The sequence below is a fragment of the Stenotrophomonas sp. YJH_SMC_33 genome (genome assembly GCF_059372295.1).
The window spans coordinates 25,713-50,830 of record NZ_JCAFVJ010000007.1 but is presented as its reverse complement, the minus strand read 5'-3'; the positions used below and the strand labels follow the sequence as shown (position 1 = coordinate 50,830).

At 66.6% G+C, this 25,118-nt stretch carries 22 protein-coding genes and 6 tRNA genes; 18 read left to right on the top strand and 10 right to left on the bottom strand.

Annotation, left to right across the window (positions count from 1 at the left end):
• Positions 1–3 precede the first annotated feature (3 nt).
• Both AC5P9W_RS12405 and AC5P9W_RS12400 read left to right on the top strand, forming a co-directional pair.
• Positions 4–3,114, top strand: coding sequence for an error-prone DNA polymerase (locus tag AC5P9W_RS12405; protein ID WP_134730719.1), 3,111 nt, complete (start codon positions 4–6; stop codon positions 3,112–3,114).
• Between the two features lie 81 nt (positions 3,115–3,195).
• The gene (locus tag AC5P9W_RS12400; RefSeq protein WP_206621731.1) at positions 3,196–3,702 is read left to right on the top strand and encodes a hypothetical protein; all 507 of its coding nucleotides are present in this window, start codon (positions 3,196–3,198) and stop codon (positions 3,700–3,702) included.
• A 102-nt stretch (positions 3,703–3,804) separates the two neighbouring features.
• Here AC5P9W_RS12400 and ptsJ read toward each other — a convergent pair whose 3' ends face one another.
• A complete protein-coding gene (gene ptsJ / locus AC5P9W_RS12395) occupies positions 3,805–5,091 on the bottom strand; it encodes a MocR-like B6 salvage transcription factor PtsJ (protein WP_495219284.1) in 1,287 nt (428 codons plus the stop codon).
• A 76-nt stretch (positions 5,092–5,167) separates the two neighbouring features.
• Between ptsJ and AC5P9W_RS12390 the strand changes: the two genes are divergently transcribed.
• The 9 genes from AC5P9W_RS12390 (at position 5,168) to AC5P9W_RS12350 (ending at position 13,062) form a co-directional block, all read left to right on the top strand.
• The gene (locus AC5P9W_RS12390; protein WP_155029754.1) at positions 5,168–5,941 is read left to right on the top strand and encodes a YggS family pyridoxal phosphate-dependent enzyme; all 774 of its coding nucleotides are present in this window, start codon (positions 5,168–5,170) and stop codon (positions 5,939–5,941) included.
• Entirely contained in the window at positions 5,938–6,639 is a 702-nt protein-coding gene (locus AC5P9W_RS12385; RefSeq protein ID WP_019660234.1) for a glutamine amidotransferase, read from the top strand. The genes AC5P9W_RS12390 and AC5P9W_RS12385 overlap by 4 nt, the downstream gene beginning before the upstream one ends.
• Positions 6,636–6,860 (top strand): hypothetical protein, encoded by a 225-nt coding sequence (locus tag AC5P9W_RS12380; RefSeq protein WP_459390097.1) that lies wholly within the window; start codon positions 6,636–6,638, stop codon positions 6,858–6,860. Before AC5P9W_RS12385 ends, AC5P9W_RS12380 begins: the two co-directional genes overlap by 4 nt.
• A gap of 108 nt (positions 6,861–6,968) precedes the next feature.
• Positions 6,969–7,475: a hypothetical protein gene (locus AC5P9W_RS12375; RefSeq protein ID WP_021204503.1), complete on the top strand. Its 507-nt coding sequence runs from the start codon at positions 6,969–6,971 to the stop codon at positions 7,473–7,475.
• Positions 7,476–7,600: 125 nt separating this feature from the next.
• Positions 7,601–8,110 (top strand): RNA polymerase sigma factor, encoded by a 510-nt coding sequence (locus AC5P9W_RS12370; RefSeq protein WP_134730729.1) that lies wholly within the window; start codon positions 7,601–7,603, stop codon positions 8,108–8,110.
• Positions 8,107–9,033, top strand: a complete 927-nt coding sequence (locus tag AC5P9W_RS12365; RefSeq protein ID WP_155029755.1) for a FecR family protein — start codon at positions 8,107–8,109, stop codon at positions 9,031–9,033. Before AC5P9W_RS12370 ends, AC5P9W_RS12365 begins: the two co-directional genes overlap by 4 nt.
• 64 nt (positions 9,034–9,097) lie before the next feature.
• Entirely contained in the window at positions 9,098–11,569 is a 2,472-nt protein-coding gene (locus AC5P9W_RS12360; RefSeq protein ID WP_495219283.1) for a TonB-dependent receptor, read from the top strand.
• A complete protein-coding gene (locus AC5P9W_RS12355; protein WP_495219281.1) occupies positions 11,556–12,356 on the top strand; it encodes a ChaN family lipoprotein in 801 nt (266 codons plus the stop codon). Before AC5P9W_RS12360 ends, AC5P9W_RS12355 begins: the two co-directional genes overlap by 14 nt.
• Positions 12,349–13,062: an energy transducer TonB family protein gene (locus tag AC5P9W_RS12350; RefSeq protein WP_019660240.1), complete on the top strand. Its 714-nt coding sequence runs from the start codon at positions 12,349–12,351 to the stop codon at positions 13,060–13,062. Before AC5P9W_RS12355 ends, AC5P9W_RS12350 begins: the two co-directional genes overlap by 8 nt.
• On the opposite strand, the gene AC5P9W_RS12345 is transcribed toward AC5P9W_RS12350, so the two are convergent.
• From AC5P9W_RS12345 to AC5P9W_RS12310, 8 genes are all read right to left on the bottom strand, one after another.
• Positions 13,059–13,493 carry a RidA family protein gene (locus tag AC5P9W_RS12345; RefSeq protein WP_019660241.1) on the bottom strand — a complete coding sequence of 145 codons (435 nt, stop codon included), beginning with the start codon at positions 13,491–13,493 and terminating at the stop codon, positions 13,059–13,061. The genes AC5P9W_RS12350 and AC5P9W_RS12345 overlap by 4 nt on opposite strands.
• Before the next feature lie 123 nt (positions 13,494–13,616).
• Positions 13,617–14,519 carry a cation diffusion facilitator family transporter gene (locus tag AC5P9W_RS12340; RefSeq protein WP_019660242.1) on the bottom strand — a complete coding sequence of 301 codons (903 nt, stop codon included), beginning with the start codon at positions 14,517–14,519 and terminating at the stop codon, positions 13,617–13,619.
• 28 nt (positions 14,520–14,547) lie between these two features.
• Positions 14,548–16,836 carry an Orn/Lys/Arg family decarboxylase gene (locus AC5P9W_RS12335; protein WP_019660243.1) on the bottom strand — a complete coding sequence of 763 codons (2,289 nt, stop codon included), beginning with the start codon at positions 16,834–16,836 and terminating at the stop codon, positions 14,548–14,550.
• Positions 16,837–16,856: 20 nt separating this feature from the next.
• Positions 16,857–18,209 carry an arginine/agmatine antiporter gene (adiC, locus tag AC5P9W_RS12330; RefSeq protein ID WP_495219279.1) on the bottom strand — a complete coding sequence of 451 codons (1,353 nt, stop codon included), beginning with the start codon at positions 18,207–18,209 and terminating at the stop codon, positions 16,857–16,859.
• Positions 18,210–18,285: 76 nt separating this feature from the next.
• The gene (locus tag AC5P9W_RS12325) at positions 18,286–19,734 is read right to left on the bottom strand and encodes a DcaP family trimeric outer membrane transporter (RefSeq protein WP_164145156.1); all 1,449 of its coding nucleotides are present in this window, start codon (positions 19,732–19,734) and stop codon (positions 18,286–18,288) included.
• A 513-nt stretch (positions 19,735–20,247) separates the two neighbouring features.
• The gene (gene dsbG / locus AC5P9W_RS12320) at positions 20,248–21,090 is read right to left on the bottom strand and encodes a thiol:disulfide interchange protein DsbG (RefSeq protein ID WP_134730743.1); all 843 of its coding nucleotides are present in this window, start codon (positions 21,088–21,090) and stop codon (positions 20,248–20,250) included.
• A gap of 30 nt (positions 21,091–21,120) precedes the next feature.
• Positions 21,121–21,924, bottom strand: coding sequence for a TlpA disulfide reductase family protein (locus tag AC5P9W_RS12315; RefSeq protein WP_021204509.1), 804 nt, complete (start codon positions 21,922–21,924; stop codon positions 21,121–21,123).
• An 80-nt stretch (positions 21,925–22,004) separates the two neighbouring features.
• Positions 22,005–23,072, bottom strand: a complete 1,068-nt coding sequence (locus AC5P9W_RS12310) for a GlxA family transcriptional regulator (RefSeq protein ID WP_019660248.1) — start codon at positions 23,070–23,072, stop codon at positions 22,005–22,007.
• A 184-nt stretch (positions 23,073–23,256) separates the two neighbouring features.
• Between AC5P9W_RS12310 and AC5P9W_RS12305 the strand changes: the two genes are divergently transcribed.
• The 7 genes from AC5P9W_RS12305 (at position 23,257) to AC5P9W_RS12275 (ending at position 24,594) form a co-directional block, all read left to right on the top strand.
• A complete protein-coding gene (locus AC5P9W_RS12305; protein WP_111099246.1) occupies positions 23,257–23,655 on the top strand; it encodes a heavy metal-responsive transcriptional regulator in 399 nt (132 codons plus the stop codon).
• A gap of 103 nt (positions 23,656–23,758) precedes the next feature.
• Positions 23,759–23,834, top strand: a tRNA-Ala gene (locus AC5P9W_RS12300).
• 54 nt (positions 23,835–23,888) lie between these two features.
• Positions 23,889–23,964, top strand: a tRNA-Glu gene (locus tag AC5P9W_RS12295).
• 186 nt (positions 23,965–24,150) lie between these two features.
• Positions 24,151–24,226 (top strand) — tRNA-Ala (locus AC5P9W_RS12290).
• Between the two features lie 49 nt (positions 24,227–24,275).
• Positions 24,276–24,351 (top strand) — tRNA-Glu (locus AC5P9W_RS12285).
• Between the two features lie 44 nt (positions 24,352–24,395).
• Positions 24,396–24,471, top strand: a tRNA-Ala gene (locus AC5P9W_RS12280).
• Positions 24,472–24,518: 47 nt separating this feature from the next.
• Positions 24,519–24,594, top strand: a tRNA-Glu gene (locus AC5P9W_RS12275).
• Between the two features lie 95 nt (positions 24,595–24,689).
• On the opposite strand, the gene AC5P9W_RS12270 is transcribed toward AC5P9W_RS12275, so the two are convergent.
• On the bottom strand, positions 24,690–25,106 hold the full coding sequence (locus tag AC5P9W_RS12270) for a GNAT family N-acetyltransferase (protein WP_072167443.1): 417 nt from the start codon (positions 25,104–25,106) through the stop codon (positions 24,690–24,692).
• Between the last annotated feature and the right edge of the window lie 12 nt (positions 25,107–25,118).

The window sequence follows — 25,118 nt, the reverse complement described above, 5'->3', positions numbered from 1 at the left end:
GCCATGCACAGCGAACTGCCCGGCTACGCCGAACTGCACTGCCTGTCGGCCTTCAGTTTCCAGCGCGGTGCTTCGATCGCCGAAGAGTTGTTCGCGCGCGCCGCGGGCCAAGGCTACCGCGCGTTGGCGATCACCGACGAATGCTCGCTGGCCGGCATCGTGCGCGCCTGGCAGGCAGCGAAGACACATGGCGTGGCACTGATCGTCGGCGCCGAATTCCAGGTCGAGGACGGGCCGAAGCTGGCCCTGCTGTGCACCGACCAGACCGCCTATGCCGGGCTGTGCCAGTTGATCACGACCTGTCGGCGGCGGGCTGCCAAGGGCGAGTACCGCTGCCTGCGCGACGATCTGCTCGGCCTGCCCGACGGTTTGTTGTGCCTGTGGCTGGACCGGCAGCCATCCGCCACCGATCTCGAGTTGCTGCGCACCGGCTTCGATGATCGGCTGTGGCTGGCGGTGGAACTGCACCGTGAACACGATGACGCACGCCGCCTGCAGCAGCTGCGGGCCTTCGGCGAACGCCACCGCCTGCCCCTGGTCGCCAGTGGCGATGTGCATATGCACGTGCGCCGCCGCCGTGCCCTGCAGGACACACTGACCGCGATCCGCCACCGCTGCAGCGTGGCCGAGGCCGGCTGGCGCCTGTTTCCCAATGGCGAGCGCCACCTGCGCCCGCGTACCGCGCTGGCCCAGCTGTATCCGCCCGAACTGCTGGCTGAAACCCTGCGCATCGCCGAACGCTGCCACTTCACCCTGGAACAGCTGCAGTACACCTATCCGCGTGAGCTGGTGCCCGAAGGACACGATCCGGACAGCTGGCTGCGCGTGCTGGTCGAGCGCGGCATCCGGTGGCGCTGGAAAGGCGGCATCGAAGCGAAGCAACGCACGCAGATCGAGCACGAACTGGCGCTGATCAAGCAGAAGAACTACGCCTCCTACTTCCTCACCGTGCAGGACATCGTGCGCTTTGCGCGCAGCCAGGACATCCTCTGCCAGGGCCGTGGCTCAGCGGCCAACTCAGCGGTGTGCTTCGTGCTGGGCGTGACCGAGATCGACCCGGCACGCAGCAACCTGCTGTTCGAGCGCTTCATTTCCGCCGAGCGCGACGAGCCGCCGGATATCGACATCGACTTCGAGCACGAGCGTCGCGAGGAGGTGCTGCAGTACGTGTTCAAGCGCTACGGCCGCGAGCGCGCCGCACTGACCGCGGTGGCGATCAGCTACCGTGGCCGCAGCGCGATCCGTGACGTGGCCCGCGCACTGGGCCTGCCGATGGACCAGGTCAACGAACTGGGCGCGGCGATGGACCACTGGGGCGGCAACATCCCATTGCCGGAAACCCTGCGCGAGCGCGGTTTCGATCCGGACACGCCGTTGATGCGGCGCCTGCTGGCGCTGACCGCCGAGCTGATCGACTTCCCGCGCCACCTGTCGCAGCATCCGGGCGGTTTCGTCATCTCCGAGCATCCGCTGTCGACCCTGGTGCCGGTGGAGAACGCGGCGATGGCCGATCGCACCGTCATCCAGTGGGACAAGGACGATCTGGATGCCACCGGCCTGATGAAGGTCGACTGCCTGGCATTGGGTATGCTTACGGCCATCCGTAAGTGCCTGGCGATGCTGAAACAGCATGGCCTGCACGAAGGGCGCATGGACGCCATCCCGCCCAAGGATGCAAAGACCTTCGACATGATCTGCGCCGCTGACACCATCGGCGTGTTCCAGATCGAATCGCGCGCGCAGATGGCGATGCTGCCGCGCATGCAGCCACGCACGTTCTATGACCTGGTGATCGAGGTGGCGATCGTGCGCCCTGGCCCGATCCAGGGCGACATGGTGCACCCCTATCTGGAGCGGCGCCGGATCCTGCGCGAACAAGGCCCGGACGCGTTGAACGACCCGGACAACCCGCTCTACCCACCGCAGCTGGAACGCGTGTTCGCACGCACGCTGGGCGTGCCGCTGTTCCAGGAACAGGTGATGCAACTGGCGGTGGAAGCAGCCGGCTACACGCCGGGCCAGGCCGATGCCCTGCGCCGCTCGATGGCGGCGTGGAAGCGCCGTGGCGGTCTGGAACCGCATCGCGAGAAGCTGCTGGCCGGCATGCTGGAGAACGGCTTCAGCCGCGAATACGGCGAGCACCTGTTCGAGCAGATCAAGGGCTTCGGCGATTACGGCTTCCCGGAAAGCCACGCCGCCAGCTTCGCCCTGCTGACCTATAACAGTTGCTGGCTGAAATGCCATCATCCCGCCGCGTTCACCGCCAGCCTGATCAACAGCCAGCCGCTGGGTTTCTACAGCCCCGACCAGCTGCTGCAGGACGCGCGGCGGCATGGCATTACCGTTCTTCCCGTGGACGTACGCCACAGCGACTGGGACTGCACGCTGGACTTCAGCAGGGGGCCGGCGGCGATCCGCCTGGGCCTGCGCCTGATCGACGGCTGCAACGAAGGTGCCGTGCAGGCCATCATGCGCGAGCGCGCGCGGCGCCCGTTCGACGACGTCGGCGACCTGTGCCAGCGCACCGCACTGGACCGCCGCCAGCAGGGCCTGCTGGCCGATGCCGGGGCACTGCGCGGGCTCAGCGGCCATCGCCATCGTGCACGCTGGGATATCTCCGGCGTGGAAAACCGGCTGCCGCTGTTTGATCAGGCCCGCGCCACTGCCGAAGCCCGCGTGCCGTTGCCCCTGCCCAGCGCCTGGGCGGACATGCAGGCCGATTATCGCAGCACCGGTACCACACTTGGCCGCCACCCGATTTCGTTCCTGCGCGCGCAACTGCGCAGCCGTGGCTGTCTGGACGCTGCACAGCTGGCCGGGCATGGCCATGGCCGTCGCGTGCGCATCGCCGGCCTGGTACGCATGCGCCAGCGCCCGCAGACCGCCAGCGGCGTCACCTTCCTCACGCTCGAAGATGAGACCGGCATGGTCAACGCCGTGGTCTGGCGACACCTGGCCGATCGCCAGCACCGGGTGCTGGTCGATACCCAGCTGATGCAGATCGATGGCCGCCTGGAACGCGTCGATGGCGTGCAGCACGTCATCGTGCAGCGCATGCACTGCCTGGATGAACTGCTGCAGGGACTGCGCAGCCACAGCCGCGATTTCCACTGACGATACACAACGTCACACAACGAACTGGCCATTGCCGGTCCGCATCCGCTATCGTCGGCACATCCAAGGAAGGACGACCCGATGCCCCGTGCGCTGCTGCTGACCACCCTGGTGGTCTCGACCCTCGCCCTGCTGGTTTCCGGCTGGACCGCCTGGAGCCTGCATCGCAGCCAATCGCCACAGCGCATCATCGAAGCACGCGGCCTGGTCATCCGCGATGCAAGCGGCCAGCCGCGGGTGATCCTCGGCGCACCGGTCCCCGACCCGCTCAGCCAGGGCCGCAGCCAGGGGCCGCGCGCCACTGCGCTGTCCGGCCTGATCCTGCTCGATCCCGACGGTTCCGAGCGCGGCGGTTATGGCACCAGCGACCGCGGCGGCGAAGCCCTGCTCACCCTTGACGATGCCACCGGCACCACCGAGGTGTTCAAGGTCGTCGCCAACCCGGACCGCGGCGCCAGCCTGATGGTCAAGCACCAGAACAACACCGGCGCCATGCTCACCTCCTGGCAGGGCAAGCCGGAGCTGATGTTCGTCGATGACAGTGGCCAGTCCTACTACGTGCGCCCGGGCGCCAACGCCGCGCCCTGATCTGCTTGTGTAGAGTCGAGCCATGCTCGACTGCTTCTATCAACAGCAGCCGAGCATGGCTCGGCTCTACAAAGGCGAAGCAACGTCGAGCATGGCTCGACGCTACAGAGCGAACACCGCCGCCAGGTCATCCGCCAGCTGCCGCAGCTGCGTTGCCCCCAGCGCAGCGCAGGTGATGCGCAGGCCATGCCCCGGCGCTGCCACCGCGAACACTTCGCCCGCGCGCACATGCCAACCGCGCGAAGCCAGCGCCAGCACCTGTGGATGGCTGTCGGCCTGCAGCGGCAGCCACAGGTTCAACCCTTCCATCGGCTGTGGCGTCGGTACGCCACGCGCACGCAGCAGCTCCTGCAACGACCGCAGGCGTTGCTGGTAACGCTCACCTGCCGAGGCAATCTTCGCCCGCTGCATTGCCGACGCCAGCACCGACGTCGCCGCATCCTGCAGCAGATGACTGACCCAGCCGGTGCCGGACGCCAACCGCAACCGCAGCCGCATTGCGGTCGCTTCATCGCAGGCCAGCCAGGCCAGCCGCAGGTCCGGACCCAACGGTTTGGACAACGAACGCAGCAGTGCCCAGCGCCGGCCATCCAGCGGCAGTACCGAGTGATAGGCCTGCTGCGAGAGCAGCGCGTAGTGATCGTCGATCAACACCGCAACCTGCGGATAGGCGGCCAGCAGCTGCCGCAACGCCCGCGCCCGCTTCGCATCCAGGCTGGCCCCGGTCGGGTTGTGTGCCCGCGGGGTCAGCAACACCGCGCGTGCACCGGCCTCCAGTGCCTGCCGCAGCGAATCGACCTGCATGCCATGCGCGTCCACCGCCACCGGCAACGGCGCGTGACCCACCGCGTTGAGCACGTTGAGGCTGCCGAGGAAGCACGGATCCTCCACCGCGATGCGATCCCCCGGCAGCAGCCACGCCGACAGCAGGCGTTCGATGCCATCGACCGCGCCATGGGTCAGCTCCAGCGCATAACCCGCCGGGCAGTCCGCATCCAGCGAGGCGCGTGCCAGCGCCTCCAACCTCGGTTCGACCGTGCCCACGCCATACAGCCGTGGTGCGGCCGGGGCCAGGCGCAGGTTCGGCAGCAGGCGTGGATCCGGGTTGCCACCGGCCAGGTCCTGCAGGGCCAGCCCGGGCGTACTGCCTTCACGCGCCAGCGGCGGCGGCAGGCCACGCACCACCGTGCCGCGGCGGCCCGCCGTGCTGGCCAGGCCCGCCGCATCCAGGCGCTTGTAGGCAGCGGCCACGGTGTTGCGGTTCACGCCCAGCTGCTCGGCCAGTTCACGCACCGGCGGCAGCACGCTGCCGGCCGGCAGGCGGCCCTCGCCGATGCCCTCACGGATGCTGTCGAAGATCGACTCGGCACTGTGCCCGGTGATTTTCATTTTGTCCTATGCCAAAATATCTCTTGTCCTGTGCCAGTGTATCCCACCCTGGCCGCCCTGCATTGGAGGTGCCCGCATGCCCCTTGCCGCCGCCGACTGGCCCGTCGCCCAGTCCGTTGAACAGATCGCCGCCAACCTGGTCACGGTGCGCCAACGCATCGCCGATGCCTGCGCCCGCGTCGGCCGGGACCCGGCCAGCGTGCGCCTGCTGCCGGTCAGCAAGACCGTCGATGACGCCCGCATCCGCATGGCGGTAGCCGCAGGCTGCCACGAACTGGGCGAGAACAAGGTGCAGGAGGCACAACGCAAGGCTGAAACGATGGCCGACCTGGGCGTGCACTGGTCGGTGATCGGCCATCTGCAGACCAACAAGGCGCGCTACGTGGCGCGCTTTGCCAGCGAGTTCCAGGCGCTGGACAGCCTGCGCGTGGCCGAAGCACTGCAGCAGCGCCTGCAGCTGGAAGACCGCACGCTGGATGTGTTCGTGCAGGTCAACACCTCCGCCGAACCCAGCAAGTACGGCCTGGAACCCGCTGCCGTCGAGGCCTTTGTGCAGCAGCTTCCAGCGTTCGATCGCCTGCACGTGCGCGGCCTGATGACCCTGGCCATCTTCACCCCCGATGTCGAGCGCGTGCGCGCCTGCTTCGTGCGCCTGCGCGAACTGCGCGACCAGCTGCAGCGCACCGCCCCGCCCGGCCTCGACCTGTCGCAGCTGTCGATGGGCATGTCCGGTGATTTCGAAGTGGCCATCGAGGAAGGTGCCACCGTGGTCCGCGTCGGCCAGGCCATCTTCGGTGCCCGTGCCACCCCGGACAGTTTCTACTGGCCGAACAGCGGAGCACCGGCATGAAGCACGCGGTTGTCCTGCAACACGTTGCCTTTGAAGACCTTGGCACCCTGAAACCGTTGCTGCTGGCGCAGGGCTGGCAGCTGCACGTGCTGCAGGCCGGCGTCGATGTGCTCGATGGCGCCGAAACCGCCGATCTGCTGGTCGTGCTGGGCGGTCCCATCAGTGCCAATGACACAGGGACCTATCCCTTCGTCAACGACAGCATTGCCCTGCTGCAGCGCCGGCTGCAGCGGCAGCGGCCCACCCTCGGCATCTGCCTGGGTGCACAGCTGATGGCGCGGGCACTCGGTGCCAGTGTCGCTCCCAGTGGTGGCAAGGAAATCGGCTTTGCGCCACTGCTGCTGACCGATGAAGGCCAGCGTTCTCCGCTGCAGTCCCTGCAGGGCATTCCGGTACTGCATTGGCATGGTGAAGCGTTCGAACTTCCGGCCGGTGCACGCCGCCTGGCCAGCACGCCGGCCTGCCGTCACCAGGCATTCGCCATCGGCAGCCACGCACTGGCCCTGCAATGCCATCCGGAACTGGACGCCCGCCAGTTCGAGCGTTGGCTGATCGGCCACACGCTGGAGCTGGCCCAGGCCGGCATCGATCCCAACGACCTTCGCGCGCAGGCGCGTCGCTATGGCGCACCACTGGCTGCGGCCGCCACCGCGATGTTCGACCATTGGCTGCAGGACCTGCCGGAGACACCACAATGAACTACCGATTGCAGATCCACCGCGATGGTGCCCACTGGGGTCACTTCGACTGCAGCGGCCCCGATGCCCTGCAACGCATGGACGCCATCGCCGCACAGCTGCCTGCCGATCAGGGCTTCCAGCTGAAACGGCAGAAAGGGGTCAGCGAAGAGCGCATCCTGTCCAGCAATGCCGATGGCCTGCGCGTACTGGCTTCGCAGATCCAGTACCGCGACCTCTGACGATCGTCACGGTAGTGCCGGCCGCTGGCCGGCACCCGACGGGCAACAGATTTGCCGGCCAGCGGCCGGCACTACCCCGGCTGTTCGCCCGCGTGCGAAGCTTCACCCATGCTGACCCTGCAACGCGGCAGCCACCACGGACTGCTCATCGCACCGCGCTGGCCCTCTACCCGCATCCAGCTGGAAGAAGAAGTGCTGCAACGTTTGCTCGACGCGCAGGCATTGCTGCCTGCCGGGCTGGGCCTGCTCGTCACGCGCGGCTTCGAACCCAGCCACAGCCGGCTCGGCGGCTTCCGTCGTGGCGTGCGTTGGCTCGGCATCGCGGTGTTCCGCGCCTGCTATCCGCAGCGCCATGATGAAGTCGATGCCATCTTCGGCGCCAACGGCCACGACATCGATGGCCGTCATATCGATGTCTCAGTGGTATTGCACGGCAAGCGGCTGCGGCTGCTGCCACTGGGCGTGTTCACCCCGCCGCGCTGGCAGCAGCGTCGCACCGCCCGCCATGCCGAAGCGATCGCCCGGGTGAAGCGCAGCCTCCAGCACTGCGGTTTCGAGCTGCATCACAACCCCACCGAAGCCCTGCAGATCCACTGCGATTATCGTCCGCGCTGACCTCGCAGTCGGCCACGCATGCCGTGCCTTGTGCTCACGGATGCAAATGCTTCTCTTTTGCTGTAAGGTGCAGCCGCTGCCCTTGCCGCCGCGGGCTGTTCCCTTTCCCAGTTGTCGCCCGCCCCGTGTCCACGCCTGTCGAACCGACGGATGTCGCGCAGCTGTGCGCGGCCCACTACCAGCCGCTGCACGCCCATGTCCGCCGTAAACTCCCGCAACGCAGCGACGCCGATGATGTCGTCCAGGAGACCTGGCTGCGCGTCGTCAGAATCGCCGCCAGTGGCCTGCTGAGCAATGGCCGCGCCTACCTGTACCGCGTCGCCCACAACCTGATCGCCGATCACTACCGGCAACGCCAGCGCCGTCGCGAAGAGGTGCTGGATGACACGCAGTTGAATGCCATCGCCGATCCTGCGCCGCTGCCCGAGCAGCGACTGCTCGACGCCGAACAACTGCGCCACCTCGACGCGATCATCGCCGCGCTGCCACCACGCTCGCGCCAGGTGTTCCTGCTGGCCCGTGTGGAACAGTTGGCGCTGGCCGAGATCGGGCGCCAGCTGGGGATCAGCCGGCAGACCGCGCACGGCCATCTGCTGCGCGCCCTGGTCGCGTTGCAGCAGGTGCCGGGCGCATGAGCCAGGAGACCATTGCACGCGAAGCTGCACGCTGGTGGCTGGATGCGCACGACGGCGACCGCGATGAGAACGCGTTCGAGCAATGGTGCCGGGCCGATCCACGCCATGCGGCGCAGTACCTGCACCTGCAGGAGTTGTGGCAGGCCGGTGCGGCGACGCCCAGCCTGCAGCGGCAACAGCAGCGCAGGCAACGCCGTCGCCTGCGCGAAGCCGGCATTGCGGTTCTGTTGCTGTGCGCGCTGGGTCTCTACAGCCGCCATGCCTCGCCACCCGTGGCACAGGTACTGCGTACGGCCGCTGGCGAGATCCGCGAGGAAACTCTTCCGGATGGTTCGCATGTCCTGCTGTCACCTGGCAGCGAAGTGAAGGTGCGCATCGATGGGCAGCGCCGCCAGCTCCAGCTGCAGCGCGGCCAGGCCTGGTTCCAGGTCGCCGCCGATGCCGACCGGCCCTTCCAGGTGCATACCCCACAGGGCACCGTCACTGCACTGGGGACCGCATTCGATCTTGCCGTGCAGGGCAACAGCAGTGTGGTCACCGTTACCGAGCATCGCGTGCGCGTGGACAGCGGCAACGCCAGCATGCTGGCCAACGACGGCGAGCAGCTGCGCTTCGATGGGCAGTCAACAGCCCATGCAACAACCACCGCCCCCGGAACACTGGCCTGGCGCGAGCGGCGCCTGCACTGGGCCTCGGCCCCGCTGGCCGACGTCACGCAGGGCCTGGACCGCTGGCACGGTGGGCACACGTGGGTCGTCGGCGAGCAGCTGCGCCAGCAGCCGGTCACCCTGCTTGGCAGTGCCGACGGTGCAGCCAGCAACCGCGACCAGTTGGCCACTCAGTTGCAGGTGCGCGTGCTGCACCTCGGCGCGGGGATACAGGTGTGGCTGCCGCCACGCCGGGAACGGCGTGATGGACCCTGACATCCGGCCTGCGGCTGCGTCTACCCAGGATGACGACGCTCTGCGTCAGCCCCTGGAGCCCCCGATGCTGTGCCCCCGCCCCCTTGTCCTTGCCCTGTCGCTGGCCTGCACCAGCGCCCTTCCGCTGCTGCCCGGCAGTGCCCACGCACAGACCGCCACACGCACCTACGATCTGCCCGCCCAGCCGCTGGCGGCCGCGCTGGACGCCTACAGCCGGCTGACCGGTGTCGACCTGGTGATAGGCGCGGCGCTGCCTGCCGGGCATTCGGCCCCTGCTCTGCGCGGTGACTTCGACGATGCGCAGGCCCTGTCGCGCCTGCTGGCAGGCAGCGGCCTGCGACCGCGCTTCGTCGATGCGCGCCGCGCCGCCCTGGAACCGGCGCCGGCTGAACGCGCCGATGGCAGCCGTCGCACCGGCCCGCTGCGGGTGCAGGGCACTACCGCGCACGGCCAGGCACCGGGGGGCGGCGCCAGCCAGTATGTACCGGCCACCCGCGATGGCTTTGCGCCCTCGGTCGGCAGCGAGCGCGTGGCGATGGCCGAACGCCAGGAAGGCAACAGCCTGCTGCGCTCGATGCCCGGCACCCACAGCTTCCATTCGCGCAGCCAGCCGGGCCTGCAGGTCAACATCCGCGGCATGACCGGTGCCGGCCGGGTCAACACCATGATCGACGGTGTCACCCAGACCTTCCGCAACAATGCCGGGCATGGTTCGGGCGGTCCGTTCGCCTATGTCGATCCCTTCCTGCTGGCCGGTGTGGACGTGCAGCGCGGTGCGGTCGCTGGCGGTGACGGCGCTGGTACGCTGGCCGGCAGTGCCAACTTCCGCACCCTGGATATCGACGATCTGCTGGGTGAGGGCCGTGACTGGGGCCTGCGCGCCGGCTATCGCCATGGCAACAACGGCTATGGCAGCGGCCGCACCTTCGCCGGTGCATGGCGCCACAGCGAAGAAGGTGGCGACCGTCAGTTCGGCCTGCTGGCCGCCGCCAGCAGCAGCCGCAGCAGCGAATACGCGACCGCGCGTGGGCAGAAGAACAGCGCCGACCCCGGCAGCCAGCAGCCCAGCAGCTGGCTGCTGAAAGCACGCCTGCAGCCCAGCGACCAGCATCGGCTCGACCTGAGCCACATGCGTTACGAAAACGACTTCTACCACAACTACCCGTGGCAGATTTCCGCGCGCAACCAGCGCGCCAGCTACCAGTACACGCCCTATTCGCCATGGATCGACCTGCGTGCGACCTTCGCGAGCAACAAGACCCGGCTGTTCTATCCGCCGGTGGAAGATTCAAGCTACATCGGCCGCCGCACCCACAGCAGCCTGAGCAGCTGGACCGTCGACAACACCAGTCGCTTCGACATCGGCGCACTGCAGGCGCGCTGGAACACCGGCATCAAGCACCAGTCGGACATCTATGTGGCCGATACGCCCATCCTGCGCGGTGCCAACCCGCAGGGTCGCAGCCAGCTGGACAGCGTGTTCAGCACGCTGGAACTGCAGTACGACATCTACGCGCTGACTGCCGGCCTGCGCCAGGACCGCTTCGGCATCCGTGGCCACATCCCGGTGTGCTCGGATGTACCCGGCCAGTGCGCGGAGATCAATGGCGGCGACATCGACGTGCGGCGCAGCGAGCGCGCACTCAGCCCGAGCCTGGCGGTTTCACTGCAGGCCACTGACTGGCTGCAGCTGTTTGCCGAGGTCTCGCGCACATCACGGCCGCCGCGCGTGCAGGAGATGTTCTTCGAGAAGATCCCGCTGGAGGACGCCAGCGTCGCCGACGGCATCGGCGCCAATCCGTTCCTGCGCCGCGAGCGCTCGCGCAACCTGCAGTTCGGCGCCAACCTCAGCACCGACTCGCTGCTGGTCGACGGTGATCTGGCACAGCTGCGCATCACCCGCTTCGACAACCGCATCCGCGACTACATCAAGCCGCAGTACCTGCTGATCGTGCATCCGCCGGAAGTGGAACCGTTCGTGGTGCCGATCGACGGCGATCCGCAACTCACTGCCTGGACCGATGCACTGGACGTGGACGACTTCAGCACCACCACGCGCTGGATGAACCACCCCGGCGTGGTGCGCATGCGCGGTATCGAACTGGAAGCGCATTACGCCAGCGAGCACTACCACACCACGCTGAGCTGGACCCGCTCGCACACCAGTGCGCCGGCCATCGAGTTCGTCAACCTGGAAGACATCACCTCCCTGCCCGACCGCTACTGGACGCTGGACGTGGGCGGCCGCTGGTGGCAGCAGCGCGTGCAGGCCGGCCTGCGCGCCGAGTACTCCGGGCCGACCGAGGAAGGCTACGACTTCTTCCAGACCCGCAAGACCGGCGGCACCGGCGTGCTGCTGGACTTCTACGCCAGCTTCAAGCCCCAGGCCAACACCACGCTGTGGCTGAACATCGAAAACCTGCAGAACAGGGCCTATGACAACAACGCCTCGATCGACAGCATCTTCAGCCCAGTCCTGGACCGCGGCAACGGCCGTGGCCGCACCGTTTCGATGGGCGTCAATGTGGCGTTCTAGCCGTCGCTGGCTGCCCGTATGCCTGCTCGCGCTGGCCGCGGTGGCTGGCGCGCAGCCGGCGCCCGGCACAGTGATCGACCTGGCCACTGGCCAGCACCTGGACGAAGCCGCATTCGTGACACGCGCGGCGGACGCCCAGCGGCTGTTGCTGGGTGAACGCCATGATCTCGCCGGAGACCACGCCGCCCAGCGCTGGCTGCTGCAGGCCCTGCAGCGGCAGCGCCCGCAAGGTTCACTGGTGCTGGAAATGATCGCCAGCCAGCGCCAGCCACGCCTGCAGCGGGTGCAGCGCTGGCTGGCCAAGGGCAACCAGGCCGAAGGTGCACGCCTGCGGGAACTGCTGGACTGGGATACGCGCTGGCCGTGGGCCGCGTATGGCGGGCTGGTACGGGAGGCTGCCGATGCAGGCACGCCGTTGTTCGGCGGAAACCTGTCGCGTGCCGAGGTCAACGCGCTGCTGACCTCGACCGAGGGCGTGCGATTCCCGGTGGTCGCTGCCCGCCAGCGCCTGTCGGCGGTGGTGCTGGCCCAGCACGCAGACGCGGCACCGATGCTGGAAGGGATGCTGGCCGTGCAACAGGCCCGCGATACGCGCATGGCGCGGGTGCTGCTCGATGCGCCCGCGCCAGCGCTGCTGGTAGCAGGTCGCTGGCATGTACTGCGCGGTACCGGGGTACCGGGCTACCTGTCACAGGATACGCCTGCGCTGGTGATCGCATTGGCTTCACCGGGTGAAACCGTCGATGCAGCTGATGCCGATCTGCTGTGGGTGCTGGACGATGAGTGAGCGTGGCCAACACTGGCAGGCGATCGCGATCACCGTCGTCCTGCATCTGCTGCCACTGCTGCTGTTGGTGCACTGGGTCGCGATGCCGCCATTGCTGCCGCCGCCGGAGCAGGACGTGCGCATCAGCCTGCGCCTGCTGGCACCGGCCACGCCGCCGCAACCGGTGGAGGAACGCCAGGCCGAGACCCCCAGCCAGGCGCAGCAGGCCCGCGCCTCGCAGCCCACGAAGTCGCCGCCGCCACCCAAGCCTACGGCGGCACGCGAGGGAGAGCTGGCCGCCAGCGAAACGGGTGGGACGGGCCGCCAGCCACTGCCAGTCGCCCCGCCTGCGGCCGCGACCGATGCAAGTCCCGCACCGGCATCGATCACGGCCGCGCCGCCCGCTCCAGACGCGCCACCGGCAGACTTCCAGGCCGGCGCCGCCAGCGACCAGTGGGAAGCCCGCCTGATGGCGCGGCTGGAGCGTTACCGCTACTACCCTGCCGCCGCGCGCTCGCGCCGGCAGCAGGGCACTGCGTGGGTCAGGGCCAGCATCGACCGCGAAGGTCGCCTGCTGGCGCTGCGGCTGGAGCAGTCCAGTGGCCAGCCGATGCTCGATGACGCCGCGCTGCAGACCTTCCGTCGCGCGCAGCCGCTGCCGCCCATTCCCGATGAACTGAAGGCACCGCAGGAGCTGGTGGTGCCGGTGGAGTACTACCTGCGCTAGGCGGCATAAGCCTCCGCCTCGATCTCGAACAGCATGCCGTCCAGCGCCAGCCGCGGCACCGGGATCAGCGTGCAGGTGGGCGCCGAGCGGTTCGGCCAGCGCCGCCGCACCTGATGGGCGATGATGCCCAGCCGGTCTTCGTCGTGGTCCACCACCAGGATGCGCAACCGTGCGACATCGGCCAAGCTTGCCTGCGCCGACCGCAGCGCGATCTCCAGGTTGTCCAGCGCTTGCCCGACCTGTTCCTCGAAACCGGGGGAGAGATGGCCATTGGCATCCTCACCGCCCTGCCCGGCAATATGGATCACCCGCGCGGGCAGGCGCACCACCGCCACGTGCGAGTAGCCGTTGGCCGAAGGATCGTAAAGCCCCGCAGGATTGAACAGTTCCAGCAGGCCATGGCCGAGGCCCGGGGTGGTCAACAGGTTCATGCCGCGCGCCTCGTGGGGGATGCGAGGCAGTCTGCGACCTCAACATTGGTTCAGGTCAAACAGATCCGGTGCAACAGACCGGTCCGCCACGCGCAACGATCGCGCCCACGTGTAGATCCCGGCTCACGTCCACGCCGGATCGGCAGTGAAATCGATGGTCAGCCAGAACGTGCTGCCCCGCGCATCCAGCCGCACGGCGATCTCGTCGCGCATCGCATCGACCTCCCCCACTGAGCCGAGCGGCGTGGCCGGATCAGCCAGCACATGGATCTCGATGAAGCGCATCCGCCCCATCTTCGCCACGTGGCTGGTGAAACCGAGGTAGCCACGCTCGGCCACGAACGCCTGCATCACCTGCTGCACGCGCCGGTCCAGATCGTCCGGCGCAACCTGCAGCACTTCACGCATGGCCTTCCACGCGCTGCGCGCCGGGACCGGCAATACCGCCAAGCTGATCAACGCCAGCACGATCGAATCCAGATACGGCACCCAGTGGTGCCACTCACCGCCATGCAGGACCAGGGCCAGTATGAAGGCCAGCACTACCGCCAGGCTCATCAACCCACCCAGCAGCCAGCCCCGTACATCCAGCCACAACAGCGCCGAGCGCAGGCGCCGCGCCCGCTGGGCGACGAACGCCGCCATCGCCAGGTTGCTGGCACTCAGCAATGCCGCCCACCACAGCGCGGGCCCTAACTTCACCTCGTGCCCGCCCGTGGTCAAGCCGATCACGGCGTTGGCCAGCGCATACACGCAGGCCAGCGACAGGATCACCCCGCCCAGTGCCTCGACCATCGGTTCCAGGTGCCAGTAGCCGTACTGGAAGCGCGGGCTCTGTTCCCGCGCCACCAGCCGCAGTACCGACAGCGACACCAAGGTCAACGCAACGTCGACGAGGCTGTACACGCCGTCGAACAGGATGGCCTGCGATCCCACCAGCAGGCCACCGCTGAAGCCGACCACGCTGACCGCGATGGTGACCCCGATCGAGAACTTCAGGATGCGTTGCTCGCGCGCGGTATCCATCGTTCGCCGAAGGGCCGACCGTCGCCGGTCAGGCCTTCAGTACCTCCACCTTGTACGAGGTCACATCGCCGTCGTGCTCGATGATGAGCCCGTGCACGTCCGACTCGAAGCCGGGGAAGCGGGCATTCTGCTCACGGGCGATGCGCAGCGACTGGATGATCGGCTCATCGCTGTCGCCAAAGCGCTCGCCCGGCATGATGGTCGGGATGCCCGGCGGGTACGGAACCAGCATGGTCGCCGCAATACGGCCACTGATCTGCTCGATATCGACCCGCTCGATCTCGCCCTTCACCAGGTGGTTGTAGGCGTCGGCCGGGGTCATCACCGGTGTCGGCAGATCCACGTACATCTCGCGCATCACCTTGGCCACGGCGAATTCCTGGTTGAACGAATGAAGCGCGTCGCACAGGTCGCGCAGGCCCCAACCGGCGTACGCGTTCGGATAATCAGCCGCCAGCGTGGGCAGTGCCTGGCTCAGCGGCGCGTTGCGGTCATACAGTTCCTTGAATGCCATCAGTTCGGTGACCAGGGTGCTCCACTTGCCCTTGGTGATGCCCATCGAGAACAGGAACAGCACCGAGTACAGGTTGGTCTTCTCCACGGTAATGCCGCGGCCCCACAGGAACTTGCTCAGCACCGCCGCAGGGATGCCCAGCTTGCCCATGCTGCCGTCCATCGCCAGGCCTGGGGTCAGCAGGGTCACCTTGATCGGGTCGATCAGCACATAGTCGTCGACCAGGTTCTCGAAGCCGTGCCAGTGTGCGTCCGGTTGCAGGTACCACTCTTCGCGCTTGGCCACCATCGGCGCCGGCGTATCGCCCTTGTCCAGACTGCGCTCGAGCCTGGTCGGCTGCCATACGCTGAACCACCAGTCGTCGCGCCCCAGGTCATCGCGGACATGCAGCATCGCGCGGCGGAAGGCAATCGCCTCGTCATGCATTTCCTGCACCAGCGAGCGGCCGGCATCGCCTTCCATCATCTTCGAGGCCACGTCACAGGCCGCGATCACCCCGTAATGCGGGCTGGTCGAGGTATGCATCATGAACGACTCGTTGAAGCGCTCGGCATCCAGGTTCCGTTGCGCCGAGTTGCGCACGTGGATCATCGACGCCTGCGAGAACGCCGCCAGCAGCTTGTGGGTGGAATGCGTGGTGAAGATGATCGCATCCTGCTCACGCGGCTTGCCCTTGGCCATGCCGTAGTGGTTCTCGTAGAAAGGATGGAACGCGGCGTAGGCGTACCAGGCTTCGTCGAAATGCAGGAAGTCGACCGCGCTGCCGATTTCGTCGGCAATCTTCTCGGCGTTGTAGCACAGGCCGTCGTAGGTCGAGTTGGTCACCACCGCGATGCGCGGCTTGGAGCCAGCCTGATAGGCCTTGCTGGCCAGCGGATTGGCGGCGATGCGCTGCTGCAACGATTCCGGCGTGAACTGATCCAGGCTGATCGGGCCAATGATGCCGTGTGCATTGCGGCTGGGGGTGAAGTACACCGGTACCGCGCCGGTCATGATCAACGCATGCAGCAGCGACTTGTGGCAGTTGCGGTCGACGAACACCACGTCGCCGCGCGCCACCGTGCCATGCCAGACGATCTTGTTGGCGGTGGAGGTGCCATTGGTGACGAAGAAGGTATGGTCGGCACCGAAGTTGCGCGCCGCCTCTTCCTCGGCATCCTTGATCGGGCCGGTGTGATCCAGCAGTGAGCCCAGCTCCGGCACCGAGATCGACAGATCGCTGCGCAGGGTGTTCTCACCGTAGAACTGGTGGAATGCACGGCCCACCGGTGACTTGGTGAACGCCACACCGCCGGCATGGCCCGGCGTGTGCCAGGAGTAGTTCGACTCGGCCGCATGGTGGATCAACGCCTTGAAGAACGGGGGCAGCAGGTTCTTCATGTAGTCTTCGGCCGCGCGCATCACCTGCCGCGAGATGAAGCTCTTGGTGTCTTCGAACAGGAAGATGAAGCCGTGGATGTATTTGAGCAGCTTGCTCGGCACCTTCTCGATGGTGCGGCGCTCGCCGTACAGGAACACCGGCAGGTTGGCGCGGCGCGCGCTCTGCTCGCGCAGGAAAGCGGTCAGGCGCTGGAACTCGCCATCCACCTCTTCACTGCCGTCGATCGAGATCAGCACCGCCGAGGCCGCCACGTAGGTGCGGGCGCCGGCCCGGGCATCATCCAGGTTCAGCCCGCACAGCACGCGCTGGTCATTGCTGCGCAGCTCTTCCACCAGCGCACGGATCAGGATGCCGCCGATGCGCGGCGACTCGTAGTCGTTGTCGATGACAATGACCGGATAGTCCAGGGACTTGAAGTACACGTCGATTCTCCTTGTCGAACTCAGGAATGCCGGGCGCCGGCGCTGATGGCCGATGCCTCGCGGGCGCGCTGCCGCTGCTGGCGGCGCTCCTCGCTGAAGAAGGGATAGAACACGGTGATGAACAGCACGAACAGGAAGGCGTACTGCACGATGGTTCCCGACGAGCCGTAGATCGCCCACAGGCAGTACACGACGGTCAGGCTGGTGAGCGTCCAGAACGCACCGGTGTGGACCAGGGTGTGCGAGCGCTCGACCACGAAGTAGCAGGCCACGCACGAGTAGATGTAGGGCAGCAGGGTCAGCACCACCGCCGCCGACGTGATCACGTCGAACTGGGCCGATGCGGTTTCCGAGGTGGAGGTGACCAGCACTGCCAGGGTCATCAGCACGGCCACGATCAGCACGCCCTTGACCGGCACGTCGTCCTTGTTGGTCTTGCTGAAGATGCTCGGGAACAGGCCATCATCGGAGGCCGCCTTGGCACTCTGCGCGGTCAGCAGGATCCAGCCACCCAGCGAACCGGCCGCGCCGATGAACGCGCACAGGCTGACCAGTGCACCGCCCCAGCCACCGACGGCCTTGGCCGCGGCCAACGCGAACGGTGCGTCGGACACCTGCAGTTCCGCGTTCGGCACCATGCCCATGATCACCGACGAACTGGCGATGTAGGCGATGGCAGCCAGGAACACGCCGGCCAGCGTCGCGCGGGCGACGTTCTTCTCCGGATTTTCGACCACACCGGCAGTCACCGATGCAGACTCGACGCCGATGAAGGCCCACAGGGTCAGTGCCGCGGCGCTCGAGATCGCACCGAAGTTCGACTCGCCAGACACGTTGTAGGCGCCCTTGAAGATGTCGGCATCGAAGAAGAACCAGCCGAAAATGGCGATGCCCAGGATCGGCACCAACGCAAAGCTGGTGGTGACCGTCTGCACGCGGCTGACGAAGTCCGGGCCGATCACGTTGGCAAAGCTCAGTGCCCACACCAGCACCAGCACCGCGATGCAACGCACCAGTGGCTCGGACAGGATCGGGAAGAAATAGCTGAAATAGCCCACCGCCGCGATCGGGATGGCGACGTTGCCGATCCAGTTGGCGAACCAGTAGATGGTGTTGGTCTGGAAGCCCATGTACGGCCCGAACCAGTCGCGCGCGTAGGCATAGGGACCGCCCGCCTTTGGGGCGAGCTTGCCCAGCTTGGCGAACACGAAGGCCAGCAGCAGCGCACCGGCGGTGGTGATCAGCCAGCCCCAGATCGAGGCGGTACCGATCTTGGCCAGGCTGGACGGCAGCAGGAACACGCCTGAGCCCATCATGTTGCCGGCGACGAGGAAGGTGGCTCCGACCACCCCGATTTTCTTTGCTTCTGCCATGACGATCTCCGGTACTGGCATGAGCCCGGCAGCACCGGGCGTGGGGACGGTTGCGCTGGCTTACGACCGCTGGCGCCTATTTGATGAAGTTGTATTGCAGGCTGCCCTGCACCCGGACCGTGTCGCCGCGTGCGCCGCCCTGCTGTTCCAGGCGGCCGTACAGCAGCTCCATGCCCATCGTCCACGACGGCGCGGGGCTCCAGATCAGGTTGAATACGCCGTACCGGCTCTGCCGGAAGGCATCGGCCGCCAGTGCGGCATTCCGCTCCAGGGTCAGCTGGCCGAAGATCAGGTTCGATCGCCACAGCTCGGACCAGTAGTGGGTATAGCCGACGAAGCCGCCGTGCAGGTCCAACGCGTCGAGGCGGCCATCGGCACCGACCACCGCGTCCAGCCCGGAGCCGGTCAGGTCGGCGGTATAGCGGCTGAGACCGCGCCCTCCCAGCGCACCGAACAACAGCAGGTCGCGCTCGCCCACCGACGCCGAGCCGCTCAACTGCACGCCGCCAGCCATGCGCCGGTCGCGCTCGTTGTCACCGTCGTATGCCAGGCTGCGTGCCACTGCGCCCAGTTGCAGGTGGCCCCAGTCGCGTTCCATGCGCGCAGTGACGGTCACGTCCGGCAGACGGTTCACTGCAGCGCGCTCTTCGCTGGCACCGGCAAGTTCGGTCTTCGGATCTTCGGCGGCGACGGTCAGGGTGTTGCCCTTGCCCAGCGCAAAGCTATGGTGGATGCCGGCCACCAGCAGATAGCCCGCGCCGCCTGGACCAGCGAAATCCAGCGTGTCGGGCAGGCTGTCCGGATCCATGAAACTGGAATAGCCATAGCCGGCATAGGTGTTGCCGAGCTGGCCATAGGCGTGACGCAGCCGGAATTCGTAGCCATCGCTGCTGCCGAAGAAGTCGTTTTCCAGGTAGAAGCGGAGGTTGCCGTGCGTGGTCGGGCGCCGCGCCTCGAAACTGAAGCGGGTCTGCTTGGCGTGGATGTTGAAGTTGGACACGTCACGGTGGCTGCCACCGACCGGCATCGACGAAGGAATGAACTGGTCCTCGTCACCGGCTGCGCGGGAATCCGCGATGGCATCCAACTTGGCATAGCCGCCGATGCGGATCACCGTATCAGTGCCGGGAATGGCAAAGAACCCCTTCAGATCGGGATCGGTCGGGCCCGCGGCACTGTCCGGACGCGATGCCGCCGTGGATGGATCGGCGACCGAATCGCGTTGTGGCAATACGGGCTGGGCGACACCCGGCACCTGGGTGGGATGGATCACCCCCGTCGTGGCCGCTGTGGGGGCGAAAGATAACGCTCCGGGCTTCGCCTGTGCCTGCGGCTGCGCCTGGACAGGCGCATGATCCCGCTGCTCCAGCCGATCCAACCGCTGCTGCATGCCTTCCAGCGCCTGGCGCATGGCGGCAATCTCACGCCGCAGTGCCTGCGCATCCTGCGCATCACCCTGTTGCGCGTACGCCGGCATGACCGCCAGTGCCCCGAGACATGCCAGATTCAGTACCGCCATACGCATTGCATCCTCCCCGGACGAACACTCGCATCACGGTTCCGGAGCGCACGCATGCGCCGCCCTGGCCTCGCGTTGCCGTTGCTGGAAATGCGGGTACTGCGTCGACGACACCAGTCAGCCTGCACGCGGCAGACAACAGGACAATGACACTGCCCTGCCTCTATCCATGTCGCTTCCATCAAGGCCGCGCAGCCAGAGAGATGGCGACCGCAGCAGTCTGGGTAACAATCAGGGAGTGAGAGTGTCGTGAATGGCTGTGCCGACCTGCCCGCATCCGGGCAGCCGCGGCGCGGCATCCATGGCGCGTTGACGCTGTATTCCATGCGTCACAGGCTAGTCCGCCTGTCGTTTTTGGCCTTGATTGGAATCAAGGCGTGATGTTTGATCTCAGTCACGATTCAGCCGTGACGACGAACAGCCCATGCGCAAGCAGTTGTGTTCGCCTGGGGCTTGGAACGCAACAGGCCCGCACGTCACCATGCGGGCCTGTGGTCGACATCATGATGCAGGCTCAGATCAGCGCGGGCCGAGCACCGTCTGCAGGTCATCCCCCTGCGGCAGACCGGCGCGGCGCTGCACCTGGCCCTGCGCATCCTGGAACAGGATACCCGGCGTGCCCTGGAACCCCATCTCGACCATCAGCACCTGGTTGGCGTCGAGCTTGCCCGCGATGTCGCGGCTGATGCTCGGCAGGGCCTTGATGCCGCCACGGTCGAACTGGTGCTCGTTCTGAAGCAGGGCCGCGCTCGGGTCACGCGCGGAGAGGATCGCTGCCGCCTTGGCCGGACTGTCCTCACGGATGACGCCGACCATGATGTGGCGCAGTTGTACCTTGCCTGCATCCACCCACGGACGCGCCGCCTCCCAGAATTTGTGGCAGTAAGGGCAATTGGCATCGCTGAAGGTGTAGACCACGCGTGGCGCATCGGCCTTGCCGTCAGGCACCCACGCGCTGGCTTCCAGCTTGCTCCACATCCTGGCGGACATCGGCGAGGCGACCAGCTTCTCAACCGCCTCTGCGGCTACATCATTGCCTTCCGCGTCGAACAGACTGCCGACCAGTACGTGCTTGCCATCGGCAGTGACATAGGCCGCCGCCGGCTGCTGGCCACCGACCACGCCAGCGAAGCCCCGCAGGCCTTCGGGGGCATCGAACTCGGCAACGACCTCGAAACCGTGCTTCTCGATGCCCTTCAGCACCGCAGGGCGGTCGCCCTTGTTGGCAGCAGCTGCGGCGCTCGCGGCCGGTGGCGCAGCGCTCTTGCCCGGCGGCGTCTGTGCCTGGCTGCAGGCGGCCAATGCCAGCAGGACCGGCAGCAACAGCACCGCGGGGGCGGCGCGCAGGGAAGTCGACAACATGGGAACTCCGTAGTGAGATGCCCGCGCAGGCTACCGCAGCCGACGCAGTTTGTGTTCAAGACCGGCTGCCGTCAGTTCGCCGAGGTGCAGCTCTCGCAGGCGCCCTTCCGCGTCGAAGAACAGGGTCGAGGGATAGGCCTGCACGCCCAGCGCCGTAGAAGCCGCAGCGTCGCCGTCCAGCAATACGTTGTCCAGCATAAGGCGTTCGCGCGCAACAAAACCCTGGACCTCGTCGAGGGTTTCACCCTGATTGAGGAACACGAACTGCACCTCCGCATGCGCCTCCTGCGCGGCTGCCAATACCGGCATCTCGCGTCGGCAGGGACCACACCAGCTGGCCCAGAGGTTCAACACCAGTGGCTTGCCACGGAACTGCTGCAGATCAACCCTGCCCCCCTCCAGGTCAGCAACCTGCACTGCTGGCAGGGGCATCTGCCGCGCCTGCCATGCGGACAGCAGTTGGCTGCCACCCGCCCACAGCAGCACCCCCGCCAACGACGCGCCCAGCACGGGCATGCGTAACGCCCGCCACGGGCGTAGTCGCCACAGCCCCCATGCCAATCCCGCAACCAGGACGATCACCAGGTGATAACCGCCATCGGCAATCTGCAGAATGCCCCACGGCGCCTCGCGGTACAGCGTGAAGTTCAAGGCTACGAAGCTGATGCGGCCGCACAGCAGGCCGACCAGCAACATGTCCAGAACCATGCTGGGTGCAGAAGGCAGCGGCATGCCGTCCTTCCTGCGTGACCACAGGCGAGCCACAGCCATCGCCAGCAAAACGCACGCGAGAATCAACACCACCGGCATCGGCACCGGCCCAACGCTCGACATCAAACCACCTGTTCAATCGTCCACTGACTGCATGGTCGAAGTGTCGCGCCCCGGTTGCAAGCGCGACGATGTTGGCGCCGTCAGGCCGCGCTTCGCCCGTGTTGCATCACCGACGGCGATTGCAGCCCACGCAGGCTGCCCGCCACCGATGGCATCAACGGCCGCTCGCGGCGCTTGCTGTTGACGTGACGCCGATAGTTGGCTGGCGTCATGCCCACGATGCGTAGAAACAACCTGCGGAAAGCACTCTGGTCAGCGTAGCCGACGCCCCAGGCCACCTCGTCGATGCCTGCTCCCTGCTGCAACAGGGTCTGGGCCTTGGCGATGCGCAGCCGTTGGCAGTATTCGATCGGCCGCAGGCCGGTGGCCTTGAGGAACCGCCGCTGCAGCGTGCGCGGCTCCAGCCCGGAAACCTCGCAGATCGCGGCAAGCGTGGCGCCGCGTGCGGCCGTGGTGTGCAGCCAGCGCTGCGCCTTCAACACATCACGATCGCCATGTGCGAAGTTGGCACTGAAGCGTTCAAGATCCTGCTGGATCGTGGCGGGCACGGTGATGCCCAGTTGCTGCGCGACCGCGCTGGCCACGCCCTGCCCATGCAGCCGGTACAGCAGGCGCAGCCCCAGGAAGCGCCAGGCCTGGACCCCACCGACCGTCAGCAGGTCGCCGTCATCCACCAGTGCCCGCTCGCTCGGCACCCAGCTCGCTGCCTGCGCCAGCAGGCCTGGATGGCGCCCCAGATCGGGGCCACTGACCGTGCGTCCCGCCAGCAACCCTGCCCGTGCGAGCACGCTGACGCCATCACTGGCAGCGGCCAGCAGGCTGCCGCCGTCGTAGTGTGCGCGCAGCCAGTCCAGCAGGACCTCGTCCGCGCGCAGGCACGCGCCGGCACTGATCTGGCCGGGAACCGCAATCACGGCCGGAATGGCCGCATCAAGCATTTCCGCACCGGCAATACGATGCACACCGGTCTGGCTGGCCGGCACGATCCAGCGGGTGACCAGCACCCGCTTGAACGGCCGACGCTGCTGCTGGGCCAGGCGATTGGCAACGTGCGCCATTTCGGCCAGAACGGAGGCGGCGGACGGATCACCTCCGGGGTACTCGACCACCGCGATCTCGACGAATCCTTCGTTCCTGAATCCTTCCACAGCCCCTCCTCGCTTCGTTGCAGGCCATCGAACGGCCGGTTCAGGCGAAGGGTAGGAACTGGGCCAGCGGCGGGGCTATGAAGAAAGTTGCAAAGTGCCCTGAATGCGCGCACCCGGACCCAGCCTTGACTCTCGACCAGACTCCATCCTTCAAAATGACCGGCAGCATCCGCAGGAATCCGCCATGAACATTGGACAACTGGCCCGCCAGGCGGGCGTGCCGATCGATACGGTGCGCTACTACGAACGGCAGCAGCTGCTGCCGACCGCTGCCCGCTCGGCGGGCGGTTACCGCATCTTCGGCGAGCAGGACCTGCGCCGGCTGCGATTCATCCGCCGCGCCAAGGCACTGGGCTTCAGCCTGGAAGAGATCGGCGATCTGCTCGCACTGAGCGATCACCACTCACAGGACATGGCCAGCGTGCGCGATACCGCGCAGGCACGCCTGCAGGACATCTCACAGCGAATGACGGAGCTGCAACGCATGCACACCGCACTTTCGCAGCTGGTCGACGCCTGCCCCGGCCACGGCACACTGGATCAGTGCCCAATCCTGGCGGCGCTGACCGACGGCGCCGACTGAGTACGTGTGATCGTCGTTCCCTTCGCAACGCGCGTGAAGAAAAGTGCAACAAATGCTTGCCAACCCTCTGGGGCAAGGCTATTATTTCGCTCCTCAGCGACGTGGGGCCATAGCTCAGCTGGGAGAGCGCCTGCATGGCATGCAGGAGGTCAGCGGTTCGATCCCGCTTGGCTCCACCAATCTTTCGGCATTAGGCCGTCGAAAGGTCGCTAAAGAACATTGATGAGAATTGCGTCCCCATCGTCTAGAGGCCTAGGACATCACCCTTTCACGGTGGCGACCGGGGTTCGAATCCCCGTGGGGACGCCACTCATCACGAACAACGAGGACCCGGCCGATAACCGGGTCTTTTTTGTTCACCGCCTACCGGCATTCAGGTTGTGGCGTTGCGGTTCCCCTGCCCTTGGTGGCAAAGGTTGAACCGGGACGAAAAAAAGTTCGAAAAAAGCTTCCACAAACGTGAACACGCAGGTATGATAGGCGGCTCGGTAACACGGGGCCATAGCTCAGCTGGGAGAGCGCCTGCATGGCATGCAGGAGGTCAGCGGTTCGATCCCGCTTGGCTCCACCACTTTCGACATTAGGCCGTCGAAAGTTCTACAACTTGAAGTTTTTCGTGCGTCCCCATCGTCTAGAGGCCTAGGACATCACCCTTTCACGGTGGCGACCGGGGTTCGAATCCCCGTGGGGACGCCAGTTTCAAAACGGACTCTGCTCCTGGCAGATATCCAGAGTTTCATGGGGCCATAGCTCAGCTGGGAGAGCGCCTGCATGGCATGCAGGAGGTCAGCGGTTCGATCCCGCTTGGCTCCACCACTTCGACATTAGGCCGTCGAAGGATCTACAACTTGAAGTTTTCGTGCGTCCCCATCGTCTAGAGGCCTAGGACATCACCCTTTCACGGTGGCGACCGGGGTTCGAATCCCCGTGGGGACGCCAATTCTTGAAAACCCCGGCTTCGGCCGGGGTTTTTCTTTGCCCGCGATCTGCCATCAAACCGCCCTGCGCGTAGATGGCTTCACCCCGCCCACGGCTCAGAACCGCCGATACATCCCGATCGATGCCGGTGCAGTCGGTTCGAAACCAAACTGCGCATACAGCCGATGCGCCTCGCCATCGGCCAGCAGGCTGACGTACGCCGACGGCGGCAGGTTGGCCTGCATCCAGCCGTCCAGCCGCCGCATCACTTCCTTGCCCAGGCCCTGCCCCTGCAAACGCGGCAGCACCGCGATATCACAGACCTGCAGGTGGCAGCCGCCATCGCCGACGATACGGCCCATCGCCACAAGTTCTGCACCTTGGTAAGCGCACACGCCGAACAACGTATTGGGCAGTGCGCGGGCGGCTGCTTCGCGGGACTTGGCGCTGAGGCCTGCGAGCACGCGCAACTGGCAGTAGTCCTCGACCGTGGGTACGGCTTCGCGGAACTGGCAGGTGATGGAATCATTCATGCGGCATCTCCG

Excerpts from the sequence above, each read along its gene's own strand:
- AC5P9W_RS12400 (WP_206621731.1), top strand. The coding sequence starts at position 3,196 with ATGCCCCGTGCGCTGCTGCTGACCACCCTGGTGGTCTCGACCCTCGCC.
- ptsJ (WP_495219284.1), bottom strand. The coding sequence starts at position 5,091 with ATGAAAATCACCGGGCACAGTGCCGAGTCGATCTTCGACAGCATCCGT.
- AC5P9W_RS12405 (WP_134730719.1), top strand. The coding sequence starts at position 4 with ATGCACAGCGAACTGCCCGGCTACGCCGAACTGCACTGCCTGTCGGCC.
- AC5P9W_RS12360 (WP_495219283.1), top strand. The coding sequence starts at position 9,098 with ATGCTGTGCCCCCGCCCCCTTGTCCTTGCCCTGTCGCTGGCCTGCACC.
- AC5P9W_RS12270 (WP_072167443.1), bottom strand. The coding sequence starts at position 25,106 with ATGAATGATTCCATCACCTGCCAGTTCCGCGAAGCCGTACCCACGGTC.
- AC5P9W_RS12345 (WP_019660241.1), bottom strand. The coding sequence starts at position 13,493 with ATGAACCTGTTGACCACCCCGGGCCTCGGCCATGGCCTGCTGGAACTG.
- AC5P9W_RS12380 (WP_459390097.1), top strand. The coding sequence starts at position 6,636 with ATGAACTACCGATTGCAGATCCACCGCGATGGTGCCCACTGGGGTCAC.
- AC5P9W_RS12340 (WP_019660242.1), bottom strand. The coding sequence starts at position 14,519 with ATGGATACCGCGCGCGAGCAACGCATCCTGAAGTTCTCGATCGGGGTC.
- AC5P9W_RS12375 (WP_021204503.1), top strand. The coding sequence starts at position 6,969 with ATGCTGACCCTGCAACGCGGCAGCCACCACGGACTGCTCATCGCACCG.
- AC5P9W_RS12305 (WP_111099246.1), top strand. The coding sequence starts at position 23,257 with ATGAACATTGGACAACTGGCCCGCCAGGCGGGCGTGCCGATCGATACG.
- AC5P9W_RS12355 (WP_495219281.1), top strand. The coding sequence starts at position 11,556 with ATGTGGCGTTCTAGCCGTCGCTGGCTGCCCGTATGCCTGCTCGCGCTG.
- dsbG (WP_134730743.1), bottom strand. The coding sequence starts at position 21,090 with ATGTTGTCGACTTCCCTGCGCGCCGCCCCCGCGGTGCTGTTGCTGCCG.
- adiC (WP_495219279.1), bottom strand. The coding sequence starts at position 18,209 with ATGGCAGAAGCAAAGAAAATCGGGGTGGTCGGAGCCACCTTCCTCGTC.
- AC5P9W_RS12325 (WP_164145156.1), bottom strand. The coding sequence starts at position 19,734 with ATGCGTATGGCGGTACTGAATCTGGCATGTCTCGGGGCACTGGCGGTC.
- AC5P9W_RS12390 (WP_155029754.1), top strand. The coding sequence starts at position 5,168 with ATGCCCCTTGCCGCCGCCGACTGGCCCGTCGCCCAGTCCGTTGAACAG.
- AC5P9W_RS12315 (WP_021204509.1), bottom strand. The coding sequence starts at position 21,924 with ATGTCGAGCGTTGGGCCGGTGCCGATGCCGGTGGTGTTGATTCTCGCG.
- AC5P9W_RS12350 (WP_019660240.1), top strand. The coding sequence starts at position 12,349 with ATGAGTGAGCGTGGCCAACACTGGCAGGCGATCGCGATCACCGTCGTC.
- AC5P9W_RS12385 (WP_019660234.1), top strand. The coding sequence starts at position 5,938 with ATGAAGCACGCGGTTGTCCTGCAACACGTTGCCTTTGAAGACCTTGGC.
- AC5P9W_RS12365 (WP_155029755.1), top strand. The coding sequence starts at position 8,107 with ATGAGCCAGGAGACCATTGCACGCGAAGCTGCACGCTGGTGGCTGGAT.